We start from the raw sequence: 14758 nt of genomic DNA on the forward strand, positions 1-14758 counted from the left end.
CCGGTTCGTGCATTTTCCAATTCCATTCGCTGTGATGCATGAAGCTCGAAAAGAGCAGCCACCCCAATCAATGCCAGCGGCTGACATCTCTGTGGCCGCGCTTTCCCGCGATTCCGCAACAACTTACCCGCATCCAAATTTGGGAGATGGCAACCTTTCTGGCAGCTCAGGGTGACATTCGCATCGGCATCTCCGGCTGGCGCTACAAAGGCTGGCGCGGCAGCTTTTACCCCCCCGGTCTGCCCCAGCGCGCCGAGCTCGAATACGCGGCCCGCAAATTCAACTCCATCGAACTCAACGGATCGTTCTATTCACTACAACGCCCCGAGCACTTTGCTCGCTGGTACGACGAAACCCCGCCCGGCTTTATCTTCTCGGTCAAAGGCTCCCGCTACGTGACCCACATGCTTCGCCTGCTGCGGATCGAAAGTGCGCTGGCAAACTTCTTCGCGCAGGGCGTGTTACGGCTGAATGAAAAACTGGGCCCCATCCTCTGGCAGTTCCCGCCCCAGATGAAGTTTGATCCAACTCGCTTTGACGCCTTCTTCTCGCTCCTGCCGCGAACCCAAAACGAAGCCGCCGATCTGGGCCGCCTGCACGATCACCGTCTCGATGGCCGCTCCTGGCTCGACGTCGCCAAAGATCGCCCCATCCGCCACTGCGTGGAAATCCGCCATGACAGCTTCGTCTGCGCGGATTTCATCGCCCTGCTACGCAAGCACCGCATCGGCCTTGTCGTTGCCGATACCGTCGACTGGCCCCTCCTTATGGATATCACTGCCGATTTCGTCTATTGCCGCCTGCACGGTAGCGAGCAGCTCTACGCCAGCGGCTATGAGTCCAAAGCCATCGCCCAATGGACCGACCGCGTCTACCGCTGGGCCACCGGCCAGGAGGTCCATGACGGCCAAAAAGCCTGCCTCAAAGACGCCCGCCCGCGCCGCACCCGGGACGTTTACGTTTTCTTCGACAACGACGCCAAGGTACGAGCGCCGTTCGATGCTCAGGCACTCATCAAAGCCGTCTCACAGAAAAAGCCCTTTCCGCTTGCATCGTAATGCGATGCTTCCCCGAACCTCCATGCATCTAAACACGAGGTAGCATTCATCCCTCGTTCTTGAGGAGTAACTATGCGTGGTCTGAAAGCAAAGGTCGCCATCGTCACCGGAGCTGGCTCCGGCATCGGCCAGGGAATCGCAAAGCGCCTCGGCTGCGAAGGCGCCAAGGTCATCGTCGACTACGTTGGCACCCCGGAAGGTGCCGAGGAGACCGAGCGCGCCATCCAGGCAACCGGCGGCGAAGGCGAAATTGTCCGCGCCGACATCACCCGACTCGACGACGTCAACTGCCTTATCGATACTGCCTGGGACCGCTTCGGCTCCGCCGACATCCTCATCAACAACGCCGGTGTCGAAAAGAAGTCCGAATTCTGGGAAACCACCGAAAAAGACTTCGACGAGGTCATGAACGTCAACCTCCGCGGCGCCTTCTTCCTCACTCAGGCCTTCGTACGCCGGCTGCGAGATGCCAAAAAGCCCGGCCGCATCGTCAACATCAGCTCCGTGCATGAAGATATGGTCTTCCCCGGTTTCGATTCCTACGTCTGCAGCAAGGGCGCCTTGCGCATGCTCATGCGCAACCTCGCCGTCGAGCTTGGGCCCCTCGGCATCACTGTCAACAATGTCGCCCCCGGCGCCATTGCCACCCCCATCAACAAGTCTCTGCTTGAAAACAAGCAGCAGCTCAGCGCGCTCCTCAACAACATTCCGCTGGCTCGCATGGGCACGCCGGATGACGTCGCCGGCCTCGTCGCTTTCCTCGTCTCCGACGACGCCTCTTACATCTCCGGGTCCACGTTCGTCGTCGATGGCGGCCTCATGCGCAATTACCGCGAACAGTAACCATGCCCGCACGCATCGAGAACTACGCGCTCATTGGCGATTGCGAATCCGCCGCTCTGGTCGACAATCGCGGCTCGATCGATTGGCTCTGCTGGCCCAACTTCGCCTCAGAGGCCTGCTTCGCCGCCCTGCTCGGCACCCAGAACAACGGCTACTGGTGGATCCGTCCCGATGATGGCGAGTGGACCACCACGCGCCGCTACCGCGACCACACCCTCATCCTTGAAACCACGTTTCAACACGCCGAAGGTGAATTCCGCCTCATCGATTTCATGCCCATCCGCGAACGCCACTCGGATGTAGTTCGAGTCGTCGAGGGCCTCGAGGGAAACGTACGTTTGCGCATGGATCTGGCCCTGCGCTTCGACTACGGCCGCACCGTTCCCTGGGTCACGCGCCTTCAAGACGGCGTGCGCGCCGTCGCCGGCCCGAACCTCACCACGCTGCACGCTTCCGTTCCCGTGCACGGTGAAAACCTCACCACCGTCGCCGAATTCAACGTCAGGAAAGGCGATCGCATCTGGTTCACTCTCACTTACGGTGAATCACACGACCCCGACCCCGATCCCATCGACGCCGAACAGGCCCTCAAAGACGCAGAGCAATTCTGGTCCTCCTGGGCCGGCCGGCTCCAGTACGAAGGTAATCATCGCAACATCGTGGAGCGCTCGCTGATCGCGCTCAAAGCCATGACCTTCCGCCCCACGGGCGGGGTGGTCGCCGCCATGACGACTTCCCTTCCCGAATTCATCGGCGGAGTGCGAAACTGGGACTATCGCTACTGCTGGCTCCGCGACACCACCTTCACGCTGCTCGCACTCACCGCCGGAGGCTATTACGAAGAGGCTGGCGCATGGCAGGACTGGCTCCTGCGCGCCCTCGCCGGCAGCCCTGATCAGGTGCAGATCATGTACGGCCTGCGCGGCGAACGCCAGCTCGTGGAGTGGGAGGCCAACTGGCTCCCCGGCTATGAGAACTCCAGCCCCGTGCGCATCGGCAACGCCGCCTCCGGCCAGGTCCAGCTCGACATCTATGGCGAAGTCCTCGACTGCTTCTTCCACGCGCAACGCAGCATGGGCCGTCACAGCGAACAGGATTTCCGCATCCTCGTACTCCTCCTCGAGCACCTGGAAACCATCTGGACCGAACCCGATGAAGGCATTTGGGAAACACGCGGCGGCCCGCAGCAGTTCACTTACTCCAAAATGATGGCCTGGGTAGCATTCGATCGCGCCGTCAAGCTGGCCGAAAACCTTAGCTACCGAGCCCCTCTCGACAAGTGGAAGCAGATCCGCGATCAGATCCACCAGCAGGTCTGCCATCGAGCCTTCAACAAGAAGAAGGGCTGCTTCGTCCAGTCCTACGGCTCTGACCAGCTCGACGCCGCTCTGTTGCTCATGCCACAGGTGGGCTTTCTCCCCGGAAGCGATCACCGCGTACGGGCCACGGTCGAAGCCATCGAGCGCGAACTCATGCCCGACGGCTTCGTTCTCCGCTATGACACATCCAAGGTCAACGACGGACTTCCCCCCGGCGAAGGAGTCTTCCTCGCCTGCAGCTTCTGGATGGTCTCCAGCCTCAAAGCCATCGGCCGCGAAAGCGATGCGCGCAAGCTCTTCGAACGCCTCCTCACGCTGTGCAACGATCTAGGCTTTCTTTCCGAGGAGTACGACCCGAAGCATAGGCGCCTGGTGGGCAACTTCCCCCAGGCCTTCTCCCACATCTCTCTCGTAGTCGCCGCCAACGACCTCGAGCGCCGCGACGAAAGCTCCAGCCGCTGCCCCGATACCCCCTCCACCTCCTCGACCGCCGCACCTTCCTCCCAGACTTTGTCATCTTGAGGAGCGCAGCGACAAAGGACCCGCTTTCGATAGTTTTGTCATCCTGAGCCGCAGGCGAAGGACCCGCTTCGCTTTGTTCTTTCCGGACTCAGCGCGGACTTCGCCTGCCCCATCCTGTCGCCTTTTTTCTGGCGACAGGTGGGAAACCAAGCTTCACCAGCCGGTGGCCTTGTTCTGCCTAAACTCCCGATCCATTGCCCGCGCCTCCCTGCGATAATCTCGAACAAAGCAGCAGCCACTCCAGCCGAGGTCCCGCCCGATGCCCGACTGTCGCACCTCTATCGTCCTAGCCTTTGCGCTCCTCCTGCCTTGCGCCGCCATCCAGAGCCAGACCGACAAGGCCCAATACCCCGACTACCCCAGCGAAACCCCCGCCAACCTCCAGCCCGTCACGTCGAGCTTCAACTACGACCGCCGCACAGCCGAAATCCCCATGCGCGACGGCGTGAAGCTGCATACCGTCATCCTCATCCCCAAAGGCGCCGCGCACGCGCCCATCCTCCTAACCCGCACCCCCTACAGCGCCGACGCCCAAACCACCTACGCGCCGAGCACGCACATGGAATCCATCCTCTGGGGCTATGACAATGCCGTCGATGTGATCGTGCAGGGCGGCTACATCCGCGTCATTCAGGACATCCGCGGCAAATACGGCTCTGAAGGCGACTACGTCATGAACCGTCCCATGCACGGCCCGCAGAACCCCACCCCCGTCGACGAATCAACCGACACCTACGACTCCATCGACTGGCTGGTGAAGAACACCCCCGAATCCAACGGCAAAGTCGGCATCCTCGGCATCAGCTACGACGGCTTCCTGGCTCTCACGCCGCTGATCCACCCGCATCCCGCTCTCAAAGTCGCAGCTCCCATGAACCCCATGGTCGACGGCTGGATGGGCGATGACTGGTTTCATAACGGCGCCTTCCGCCAGCAGAACATGCCTTACATCTACGAGCAGGCCGCCACCCGCGCAAACACCGCCAAGTGGTGGAGTGGCAGCTTCGACGACTACGACGTCTACATGCGTCCCGGCTCCGCAGGCGAACTCGGCAAACAGCGTGGCCTCGAGCAGATCGGCTTCTGGAAAAAAGTCCTCGCCCATCCCGCATACGACGCGTTCTGGTCTGACCAGGCCATGGACAAACTCCTCGCCGCCGACTTCAAAGCCGAAGGCATCAAGGTCCCCTTCATGCTCGTCCATGGCCTCTGGGACCAGGAAGACATCTACGGCCCCATGGCGGTTTATAAGGCCGTCAAACCGCTCGACAAAGACAACAAAGTCTTCCTGACCCTCGGCCCCTGGTATCACGGCCAGCAGATCGCCAAGGGCAGCTCACTCGCCGCCGTGCAGTTCGGCAGCGACACCGCCGCTTGGTGGCGTATGCACGTCCTCGCTCCTTTCCTGGCGCACTATCTCAAGGACGATGCCAGCTCCATGAATGTCGCCCCGGTGACCGCATATGAAACCGGCGAAGATGACTGGCAGAAACTGAACGCTTGGCCCGTTGCACCGAAGATGAAACCCCTCTACCTGCAGTCGGATTTCAAGCTGAGCTTTACCGCGAACGCAACTAACTCCGCTGCCTTCGACGAATACATCTCCGACCCCGCCAAGCCGGTCCCCTTTCGTGCCCGCCCCAACCAGCCCGTCGGCTATGAGCCCCCCGTCACCACCTGGGAGTACTGGCTCGTCGACGACCAGCGCGAACCCTCTGGCCGCAGCGACGTCCTCACCTATACCACGGACGTTCTCACTGCACCCGTCCACATCCAGGGACAGCCCCTAGTCAACCTCATCGCCTCGACCTCCGGTACCGACTCCGACTGGGTCGTCAAGCTCATCGACGTTTACCCCGACGAGTACCCCGCCAACCCGCAGATGGGCGGATACCAGCTCCCCATTGGCATGGACATCATCCGCGGCCGTTATCGCGAGAGCTTCACTACTCCCAAACCCATCGAGTCCAACAAGCCCCTCGCGTACCGCTTCAACCTGCCGCCCGCCAACCACGTATTCCTGCCCGGCCACCGCATTATGGTGCAGGTGCAATCCAGTTGGTTCCCTCTCTACGACCGCAACCCGCAAACGTACGTCGAGAACATCTTCTGGGCCAAACCCGACGACTACAAAAAAGCCACCCAGCGCGTCTATCACGAGCCAAGCAACGCCAGCGCTGTAGAACTGCCTGTTGTCGATCAGCCCTGACTGACTGGATTTGTTATTCCCACACCTGCTCGCATCCACGACGGGGGCCTTAGGAATGCGACCCGCCCAAAGCCCGTTGCGCTCTGATTCAGGCAACACTTTCCTGCGCGGCTCCAGCCCCCATCAACACCAGCGAGCGCTGCACGAACGGCGCGTAAACCAGCAGCGCCGTGCAGGCCAGGGCCAGGCCGAAGTTGATGTGGTGCAGCAGCAGGAAGGGCGAGAGCGACCAGAGGACGTCGGCAAATACAAGGAACACCCAGATCTTCAGGAAACGCGCGCGGAAGCCGGGGGCTCGAAACAGAACCGCGCAAAGCAAGAAGGCGCGCGCCGGGATGAGGATCGCGGCCGACACTACGAGCACAACATACACGTGCACGGCGCGTGGAAGCGGCGCCAGCAGGTCCTGGATTTCAGCCAGATTGGCTAGCGCGCCAATGTAGAACCCCAGGTACATGAGTTGGAACAGGAGAAACAGTGCCTGCACGACCGGCCGGGAGGCTCTTGGCAAGTCGCGTGGAGTGGTCAGAATTCCCGAGAAAGCAGGCTCAGGAGCCGACCTGGAGTCGGGTTCCTCGGCGGGCACAGACAAGGCCCGCTCGGACCCAACGGCCTCTGCGTCAACCCCGGTGGATTCGATCCGCTGGACCGACGCAACGAAGCGGTACCCCCGGCGGGCCAGCGTTTCGATGAAGCGGGGGTTGGAGGCTGAGTCGCCCAGGGCCTCACGAATACGGTTGATGGCGGAGTTCACGCCGTGCTCATAGTCAACGAACGTGTCAGAAGGCCAGAGGGTGCGCGCAATCTCCTCCCGTGTGATCAATTCGCCGGAACGTTCCAGCAGGATGAGCAGAAGCTGAAAAGGCTGATCGTTCAGCCTGACGCGGATCCCCTTGCGCCGCAGTTCGCCCGTCACGGCATCGGCTTCAAAGACGCCGAACCTGTAGCATTGCGACGAGGGTGAACTGCTGGGCATCGATCCTCAGTTTAAATGATCCCTGCCAAAAAGAAGCGCCCTTAGGCCCGGCGAGAACTTTCCGCAACCTCCTCACCTCGCTGGGTTTATCCGGTGAGGAACATTCGCGGGGCGGTGAGGTTCGATCCATTGATCGCCCGCCCCCACAGATGCAAGATCGGAAACATGAAACGGATGACCGGAAGGCAGAGTTTTCGATGGTTGCACGCCGTGGCGCTCCTCGTTGCGGTTCCCCCTGTGGCGATTCACGCCCAGGCGCCCGCCGCAGCGGAAGCGGGGTTCACCACGTACGTTGGCACGGTGGAGAGAAGACTGTCCGAGGAGCACCAGGCGGACCGAACCTTCCTCGCTGGTACGAGCCTTAGCCGGGCAAAGCACGGCGAACTGGTGATCGAAAAGCTCATGCCCGACAAAGATGCCGATCCCCCCGGTGCCATGCTGCACGACTGGCGGGGAACGGCCTTTGCGCCTGGAGCGACGCCGGAAGCTTTCGAGCGGCTGATGCGGAACTTCTCTGCTTACCCGCGGGTGTATGCGCCCCAGGTGATGGGGGTCGGTGTGGCCGCGCGTGAAGGCGAACAGTACAAGATCACCATGCGAGTGGTGCAGAAGCACGTGTTCACAGTGGTGATGGACACCGCCTATCACGTTACATTTGGGCGCCGGGATCCAACCCACGGCTGGAGCGCGTCCCGAAGCACGAAGATCCGGGAGATTGAAAATTCGGGAACAGACAAAGAACGGGCACTGGGACCGAAGGAGGAACACGGGTTTTTGTGGCGGATGAACACCTACTGGACCTATGAGGCACGCGACGGAGGCCTCTATCTCCAGATCGAGTCGGTATCGCTGACGCGGGCAATCCCGCCCGGGCTGGGCTGGGCCGTGCGGCCATTTGTAGAATCCGTACCGCGCGAGTCGCTGGAGTTTACGCTGCGGAAGACGTGCGAAGCACTGGAACAGCAATCCGGCAATTGGGCAGGTCGCCAATGATCGCCCAACCGGTGGTCACAGGCATGCAGGGGTCACTCCGCTCCGCCCAACGCGTGAATCGCTCGATGACGGCTGCGGCGGAGAAGCGAATGCTCGAGTGGATGGCGCGCAGGGCGCCGCACTGGGTAACGTCAGACCGCTTGACCTCTCTGGGACTGGCGGCACAGGTGGGCGCCGGCGTGTGCTACGCGCTGGCAAACTGGAACCGGCTTTGGCTTCTGGGCGTGTGCGTGTGCCTGGCGATGAACTGGCTGGGCGACAGCATGGACGGAACTTTAGCGCGGGTGCGGCGGCAGCAGCGCCCCCGGTACGGGTTCTACGTGGATCATGTGGTGGACATCTTCGGGGCTGTGGCGATGATGACCGGGATGGCGCTGTCGGGCCTGGTGCATCCGCAGGTTGCGATCGCGATGCTGATCGCCTTTCTGCTGCTTTCCGCAGAAAGCTATCTGGCGACCCACACGCTGGGGCTGTTCCAGATGTCGCAGGGAGTTTTCGGGCCAACGGAGATCCGAATTCTGCTCGTCATCGGCAATCTGGCCCTGCTGCGCAGCCCATTCACACAGCTATTCGGGCACACAATTTTGCTGTTCGATCTGGGAGGAGTAATCGCCACCGCCGGCATGACCGCCATGGCCCTGATCACCACCGCGAGACACACCGCGGAGTTGTACCGGCAGGAACCGCTCCCCTGAATCTGCTGCTCTAAGAGCGAAAGGGTCGCGACCAGCGCGACCCTTTCGCAAACCGCTGAACTCGCCTTAGTTGAAGTGCAGCGGCGGCATGCCCTGCTTGAGGAACTCGTAGCGCGGACGCAGTTCGTCAGGACCCGAGGTGATGGTGGAGTTGAGATGGATGAGTGGGTAGCCATCCTCGTTGTACTTCGGCCATTTCGGCATGTCTCCCCCATTGGGGTCGCCCGTTTTGGCAAAGTTCGTCCAGTAAGTCATGAACTGGTCGCTGAGAGTCTTGTCCTCCGGACGAACCGTGTAGCCGGGACGCGTATCCAGCGTGCCGAACACGTACTCGATGTCGTCTGAGTGGAAGGCAAAAGTGCCGGGGTGGAACTTGCTGGGAGGCGCCGCAAGCTCAAAGTGATAACGATACACAGGCGAGTCCCCGCTCTTGCGATGTGCTTCCAGCCACGCCCAGGTGCCATAGGCGATGAACTGGTCGCCGCCAAAATCGATTGCAGAGCGAAGCGCCTGTGCATCGGTATCGCCCGGATAGAGCTTCAGGAACTCGTCGGCACGTTCTTTGAAGTTTTTCTGCGCCATCTCCTTCCACTGCGCAACAGTCATGCCGCGCATCGCGAAGAAGTTCCCCTCGTCGGCGTTCCATCCTGCGATCAAAGGAACGTGGGCCTGCTTGCCTGCCGCGTAGGTGTCGCCAACCGGCTCAGTCAGCACCTTTCCGTCCACGTCAGGCGGAAAGCCGACGCCCGGCTTCTTGCAGGCATCGAGGATCGTCTGCGTGGGCAGCGCGCGCAACTCGGCAAGCGACTTGACGTTGAGTGTGGACACCCACTGGGCGTCCTTCACTTCGCGATCGGCCAGCGAATCGTAGGCAAGCGTGTTACGCACCACAGCGCCGCCGCTCTCACCAATTGCCTTATGAAACAGACCCTGCGCCATCGGCGAGGCCATCAGCGTACTGACCGCGAAGGAGCCGGCGCTCTCACCGAAGATGGTGACGTTGTTGGGATCGCCGCCGAACTCGGCGATGTTCGCCTTGACCCACTTGAGCCCGGAAATCATGTCCATGAGGCCATAGTTACCAGCCGAACCGTTGGCTTCCTTGGCAAGATCGTCGGTGGCGAGAAAGCCAAATACGCCCAGACGATAATTGATAGTGACAAGCACCACACCCTTCAGCGGGAGGAAATCACCGTTATGCCGGGGCTCGTTGCTGCCGCCGCCGGAAAAGCCGCCGCCGTGAATCCAGAACATCACCGGGAGCTTGGCCTTGGTGGCAGCGGTAGCCGGCGCATAGACGTTGAGGTACAGGCAGTCTTCGCTGGGGCCGTTGTCCTGAAAAACCATGTCCTGGAACACCGGATTCTGCGCGCAGTGCGCGCCGAACTTGGTCGCGTCGCGATCGCCCTTCCACTTGGCCGCGGGCTGTGGCGCCTTCCAACGCAGGTCCCCGGTCGGGGGCGCGGCATAGGGCAGTCCGAGCCACGCGCGGACCTTGTCACCGTTAATGGTCTTTCCGTGGGCTTTTCCCTGCTCTGTTTTGACAGTGAGTGGATCAGCCTTGGCGGTCATCGACAAGCCCAGCAGCGCAACCGCTGCCAGAGCACACGCCGCCTTCATACCAAAATTCATCATGAATTTCCTCCGGTTGATAACGATAAAGGGACGGAGGGCGGGGAGGGAAGGTTTCAAGGGCGGGAGCGAGGAAAGGAATCATCAAAGTAGCGAGGAGTAGCTCGACAACAGCGCTGCCCCCGCTCTGCTCAGTCCGCATGTATTAAATTCTGTGTTCGAATCCGGTCTACACAATCTCGGTGGCCAGTAAATCCGCCATCGTCTCGCGACGTTTGATAAGACGCGCACGCTTGCCCTCTACCAGCACTTCCGCAGGACGCAAACGCGAGTTGTAGTTGGAGGCCTGCGCCATCCCGTAAGCGCCGGCATCGAGCAGCGCGAGCAGATCGCCGGGCTCAACTGGCGCAAGCTTGCGGTCGCGGGCGAAGAAGTCGCCCGACTCGCATACCGGGCCAACAATATCGACAGTTCGCGCCCGGCCAGGGCGCAGCCTGACGGGAACAATCTCGTGGTGCGCCTGGTAGAGCGCCGGACGGATGAGGTCGTTCATGGCGGCATCCGCGATGACGAAGGTCTTGCGGCCATTCTGTTTCACGTTGAGCACCCGCGTGACCAGCGCGCCTGCCTGGGCGACCAGGAAGCGGCCCGGCTCAAGCAGCAACCGGCCTTCGAAGCCATTCAGCGCTGAGTTGATCGCCGCAGCGTAGCCGGCCACGCGCGCTGCGGGATCGGAATGGCCTCCATGATAATCAATGCCGAGACCACCGCCGGCATCGATGGAACATAGGTCGATTCCGTCGCGGCGAAGCTGGCGTACCAGTTTGTGCACCCGCTCAAGCGCGGAGCCGAAGGGCTCTGCGGAGCGGATCTGAGATCCGATGTGGACGCTGATCCCGTGCGGCTCGAGCCAGCGATTCCCTTTCACCGACGCATACAACGTCGCAGCGCGCTTGATATCGATGCCGAATTTGTGTTCGCGAAGGCCGGTCGAAATGTAAGGGTGCGTCTCCGCGAACACATCCGGATTAACGCGCAAGGCAAAGCGTGTCTTGCGCTTCAGTTTTGCGGCGCGTGCGGCAAGCAGCTCGAGCTCACCTTCGCTCTCGACATTGAACTCGAGAATGTTCGCAGTCAGCGCCTGATCGATTTCCGCTGCGGTCTTCCCTACTCCCGAGAACACGACGCGGTTTGCAGCTTCCGGTGCGGCGGCCAGAACGCGATCAAGCTCGCCTCCCGATACGATATCGAATCCGGCGCCGTGGTCTGCGAGCAGCTTGAGGATGGCGAGAGAGGAATTCGCCTTCACCGCATAACAGACAAGGTGATCACGCCCGGCAAGCGCGGAGTGAAACATCTGCAGGCGCTCGACAATTTGGTCTGCAGAGTACACATAAAGCGGCGTGCCGTACTTCTTCGCCACGACTTCGAGAGAGATTGCTCCGCAATGCAGCGAAGAGTGTGAGTCGGGCCGATGAAATGGACGCGCCGGGCTAACTGCCGAAGTGATGGTATGACGGGGCAAGATAAGGTCCTGAAAAGAATTTGGCTAGTTTGAGCCTACAGCATGAGAGGCATGTACGATGGGGTCACACCATGGCCTCAGAATCTCAACGCGGTACGCTGACCATGCTCACGGAGAAATTCTTCTGGCTGGAGATGGGTCGCAGGCTGAAGCGTGTGCACAAGGATCGCCGCGCTCGAAAGCAGGTTTTCAGGCTGCTGTTCCCTCTGCTGATCCTACTGCTGCTGATCGCATACCTCGCGTTCCTGATCGGATCTGGCGCATGGCTGTTCCTCCCCATCGTAGTGCCTGTGCTATGGTTCCGTGCCACGCAGGCAAAGCGCGATGCCGAGCCGATGCACATTGCACCCGCGCCTGATCTTCCTGCGGAGTTGAGACCGGAGACCTTGGCAGCCCTGAGGAAACATTTCGCCGAACTGGGGTTGGTGTATGCGGTGCTTCTGGACCGGTCGGGCAGCGAGCAGTTTTTAAAGGAACAGGCCTTACCCGAAAGCATGGAGATCACATCACGACGCGTCCATATCAACCTGCTGAAGCACCATGCGTTGTGGGAGCGTATGGCGGCGGCGGATAGAGACGCCATCATGCTTCCGGATGGACACTGGACAGCCGAGATGGTCAACCGGATCACGACCGGCATCGAGCCGCTAAGGCTGCTCCGATGGCTTGTCCGATTGGACTTCCGGTTGCCGCAAGTTGGCCAGCATCTCTATGGCGATCGGTCGATCGCTCATGAACTAGTGATGGATCCGGGACTGCTGTTGAACGGAAGCGCCCTCGCGGATATCGACCTGATCCGCATAGCCCGCGATGACGCGGCGTTGTTTAGAGCCCGGTGCGTCGCCGAGGCCGTGTGCCGCGGCTATGCGGGAGTTCAAGACGAAAACACGATGCGATGGGCAGAGCAGGTCTCGCGGAACTTGCGTGGAAAGCAGAGCGAGGACCTGGTGCTTGGAGACAAGCTTGTAAGTGAGTCGGACAGGAGCCAGCTCGAGTGGGCAGGACTCCTGGCCACGGTTCGGTCTGGGTTCCTCGATGAGGTGATTGGAATTCTAGAGAACGGCCGCGTTCCGGCACCGCCGGTCAGCACAATATTCGCGCGCAATGAAGCGGCGTCTGCGGCGGGGCCGGCCGCGTAAGTAGATGCTGTAAATAGAAGTCTAAGTAGATGATCCTCGATACAAACCTTCTATGACTCTCCAGGGCATCGTGTTCAACTTTCGAGCGATGCGGCGAACTCTGCCCCATCCCGCACGATGAATCTTCTGGCCTGGCTGTGCGTCAAATTGATATTCAACCCCAGTCCAAGTACAGACCAAGTACAGCCCATGTGCAGCCCAAGATGCAGACTCGCGCAGCCACACAAACATGCGATCTGCTGCCGCAGTACCACCATCGTGTTACGCAGGACTTACACGATGACCGTGAAAAAATTACCGGATGCAGGTAATGTTTCCAGGGATGCCTGATCGATGTTGAAATTATTCATTATTTCGGGCGATTCGCTTGCCTGCACGCGTCAGAGATGCAAGGATGTTGTTGGGCGGGATCGCAAAGGTTGCCTGCAACCGAAAGTAGTTGTGGAAACGCTCTCAGGCCGGAATAGCTGATACACGTTGATCGAGACAGCCCGGCATGATCAAGGCTCCCAGAGACAGACATTTAAAGAGTTGGCGGGCTTAAGCCCCTTCGTACGGTCCCCGTAAAGTTGCTCTTGTACACTTCACCGGACGCGCTCAAGGCACCACAGTAGTTGTAGATGTGATTAACAAAAAGAATGTTGCCGAGCTCCGGCGATTTTCAAAACGAAGACTCAAGCACGGACCCGGACTTCGTTAGCTGCACCAAATTTATCTTCCCTAAAGGGTTCCCCAGAATGCAGATCCTCAACAAGTTCTTTCTTGCTTCTGCCGTCCTCGCCTCGCTAGCAGTTCCAGCGTTTGCAGGTGTAACCGTTGCCAGCCCCACCCCCCGTGAGTCGGTGAATACATCCTTTGCGCTGTCAGCCAATGCTTCCCTTTGCAGCAATCAGCAGGTGGGAACAATGGGTTACTCGTGGGACAGCAACTCCGCCACCACCACGGCAAGCGGCAACGCCATCAGTAAGACCGTCTCGGCTCCATCCGCCGGCACGCATACTGTGCACGTGAAGGCGTGGGGTCTGCGCGGCTCGGTCTGTGTGGCCGACGTGACCGTTTCAGTAAACGCTCCCGTCAGCACCGGCACGCCTCTGAGCGTTCCCTCCACCGCGGTAAAGGTGAGCGCTCTGCAGGCACTGAGCAACTGGAAGAGCGAGCACGACGCCGGCACGTCCGGTACTTCGACCGGCAAGATGAGCATGGCGAGTTCGCCCGCGAAGAGCGGCAACGCGCGGAAATTTGTGACTGCGTTCAAGAACTATGCCGGCCATCGCTACACAGCCTCGATCGCGGATGACGTGAAGGCAAAAAACTTTTTGTACGACGGATGGATCTTCCTTCAGAACACCGGCAGCACGGTGGCCAACATCGAAATGGACTTGAACCAGGTGATGTCGAATGGCCTGACAGTCATCTTCGGTTTCCAGTGCGACAAGTGGTCGGGCACATGGGACTACACCGCCAACCATGGCACGGCGAGCGCGCCGGTTGATACGTGGGTTCACTCAGCAGCCAAGTGCAGCCCGGCAAAGTGGGCGCAAAACCAGTGGCACCACGTCCAGATCCGCTACTCGCGAGATGATTCAGGCAATGTGACATATCAGTCAGTGGCGCTCGACGGAGCGGTGCAGAATATCAACGCCAAAGTTTTCTCGGCTTTCAAGCTAGGCTGGGCACCCACCATCCTGACCAACTTCCAGGTTGGCGGATTGCTGAGCGGAAGCGGCAGCTCGACCGTATATCTGGACGAGTTGGCGCTCTATCGCTGGTAAGTGTACTTTGCACTGACACTGCCAGGGCGACCTGGTAAGCCTCGGAATAATAATGACCAGCCGGCCCTGTGCACTGTATGTGAACAGGGCCGAGGTATTTTGCACGCGTGAGATGGGGCGGTGCGCCTGCGGGGC

General features: G+C 60.4%; 11 protein-coding genes. 8 read left to right on the forward strand and 3 right to left on the reverse strand.

Translation table 11 applies throughout. From position 1 onward, the window contains the following. Window positions 1-38: 38 nt before the first annotated feature. The 4 genes from VGL22_RS13705 to VGL22_RS13720 all read left to right on the forward strand — a co-directional run bounded on the left by VGL22_RS13705 (window position 39) and on the right by VGL22_RS13720 (window position 5951). Window positions 39-1058, forward strand: a complete 1020-nt coding sequence (locus VGL22_RS13705) for a DUF72 domain-containing protein (RefSeq protein ID WP_465267493.1) — start codon at window positions 39-41, stop codon at window positions 1056-1058. 72 nt (window positions 1059-1130) lie between these two features. Beyond that, window positions 1131-1901, forward strand: a complete 771-nt coding sequence (locus VGL22_RS13710; RefSeq protein WP_465267494.1) for an SDR family NAD(P)-dependent oxidoreductase — start codon at window positions 1131-1133, stop codon at window positions 1899-1901. A 2-nt stretch (window positions 1902-1903) separates the two neighbouring features. After that, window positions 1904-3742 (forward strand): glycoside hydrolase family 15 protein, encoded by a 1839-nt coding sequence (locus tag VGL22_RS13715; RefSeq protein WP_465267495.1) that lies wholly within the window; start codon window positions 1904-1906, stop codon window positions 3740-3742. A gap of 259 nt (window positions 3743-4001) precedes the next feature. Continuing rightward, window positions 4002-5951: a CocE/NonD family hydrolase gene (locus VGL22_RS13720; protein ID WP_465267496.1), complete on the forward strand. Its 1950-nt coding sequence runs from the start codon at window positions 4002-4004 to the stop codon at window positions 5949-5951. Between the two features lie 88 nt (window positions 5952-6039). Here VGL22_RS13720 and VGL22_RS13725 read toward each other — a convergent pair whose 3' ends face one another. Continuing rightward, window positions 6040-6927: a winged helix-turn-helix domain-containing protein gene (locus tag VGL22_RS13725; protein ID WP_465267497.1), complete on the reverse strand. Its 888-nt coding sequence runs from the start codon at window positions 6925-6927 to the stop codon at window positions 6040-6042. A gap of 165 nt (window positions 6928-7092) precedes the next feature. On the opposite strand from VGL22_RS13725, the gene VGL22_RS13730 reads away from it, so the two are divergent. Then, window positions 7093-7920 carry a hypothetical protein gene (locus tag VGL22_RS13730; RefSeq protein WP_465267498.1) on the forward strand — a complete coding sequence of 276 codons (828 nt, stop codon included), beginning with the start codon at window positions 7093-7095 and terminating at the stop codon, window positions 7918-7920. Beyond that, entirely contained in the window at window positions 7917-8615 is a 699-nt protein-coding gene (locus tag VGL22_RS13735; RefSeq protein ID WP_465267499.1) for a CDP-alcohol phosphatidyltransferase family protein, read from the forward strand. Before VGL22_RS13730 ends, VGL22_RS13735 begins: the two co-directional genes overlap by 4 nt. Before the next feature lie 66 nt (window positions 8616-8681). On the opposite strand, the gene VGL22_RS13740 is transcribed toward VGL22_RS13735, so the two are convergent. Beyond that, window positions 8682-10250, reverse strand: coding sequence for a carboxylesterase/lipase family protein (locus VGL22_RS13740; protein WP_465267500.1), 1569 nt, complete (start codon window positions 10248-10250; stop codon window positions 8682-8684). 166 nt (window positions 10251-10416) lie between these two features. Then, window positions 10417-11712, reverse strand: a complete 1296-nt coding sequence (lysA, locus tag VGL22_RS13745; RefSeq protein WP_465267501.1) for a diaminopimelate decarboxylase — start codon at window positions 11710-11712, stop codon at window positions 10417-10419. A gap of 71 nt (window positions 11713-11783) precedes the next feature. Between lysA and VGL22_RS13750 the strand changes: the two genes are divergently transcribed. Together VGL22_RS13750 and VGL22_RS13755 are read left to right on the forward strand one after the other, a co-directional pair. Continuing rightward, window positions 11784-12851, forward strand: a complete 1068-nt coding sequence (locus VGL22_RS13750; protein ID WP_465267502.1) for a hypothetical protein — start codon at window positions 11784-11786, stop codon at window positions 12849-12851. 737 nt (window positions 12852-13588) lie between these two features. Beyond that, complete coding sequence (locus VGL22_RS13755) at window positions 13589-14623, forward strand: hypothetical protein (RefSeq protein WP_465267503.1); 1035 nt, start codon at window positions 13589-13591, stop codon at window positions 14621-14623. The last annotated feature ends 135 nt before the right edge of the window (window positions 14624-14758 follow it).

Origin of the sequence: Occallatibacter sp. (assembly GCF_036502485.1) — a bacterium.
Taxonomy (GTDB): Bacteria; Acidobacteriota; Terriglobia; order Terriglobales; family Acidobacteriaceae; genus Telmatobacter.

Bases quoted from the DNA above. Each gene is read 5' to 3' on its own strand.
- VGL22_RS13705 (WP_465267493.1), top strand. From the start codon at position 39: ATGAAGCTCGAAAAGAGCAGCCACCCCAATCAATGCCAGCGGCTGACA.
- VGL22_RS13710 (WP_465267494.1), top strand. From the start codon at position 1,131: ATGCGTGGTCTGAAAGCAAAGGTCGCCATCGTCACCGGAGCTGGCTCC.
- VGL22_RS13715 (WP_465267495.1), top strand. From the start codon at position 1,904: ATGCCCGCACGCATCGAGAACTACGCGCTCATTGGCGATTGCGAATCC.
- VGL22_RS13720 (WP_465267496.1), top strand. From the start codon at position 4,002: ATGCCCGACTGTCGCACCTCTATCGTCCTAGCCTTTGCGCTCCTCCTG.
- VGL22_RS13725 (WP_465267497.1), bottom strand. From the start codon at position 6,927: ATGCCCAGCAGTTCACCCTCGTCGCAATGCTACAGGTTCGGCGTCTTT.
- VGL22_RS13730 (WP_465267498.1), top strand. From the start codon at position 7,093: ATGAAACGGATGACCGGAAGGCAGAGTTTTCGATGGTTGCACGCCGTG.
- VGL22_RS13735 (WP_465267499.1), top strand. From the start codon at position 7,917: ATGATCGCCCAACCGGTGGTCACAGGCATGCAGGGGTCACTCCGCTCC.
- VGL22_RS13740 (WP_465267500.1), bottom strand. From the start codon at position 10,250: ATGATGAATTTTGGTATGAAGGCGGCGTGTGCTCTGGCAGCGGTTGCG.
- VGL22_RS13750 (WP_465267502.1), top strand. From the start codon at position 11,784: ATGGCCTCAGAATCTCAACGCGGTACGCTGACCATGCTCACGGAGAAA.
- VGL22_RS13755 (WP_465267503.1), top strand. From the start codon at position 13,589: ATGCAGATCCTCAACAAGTTCTTTCTTGCTTCTGCCGTCCTCGCCTCG.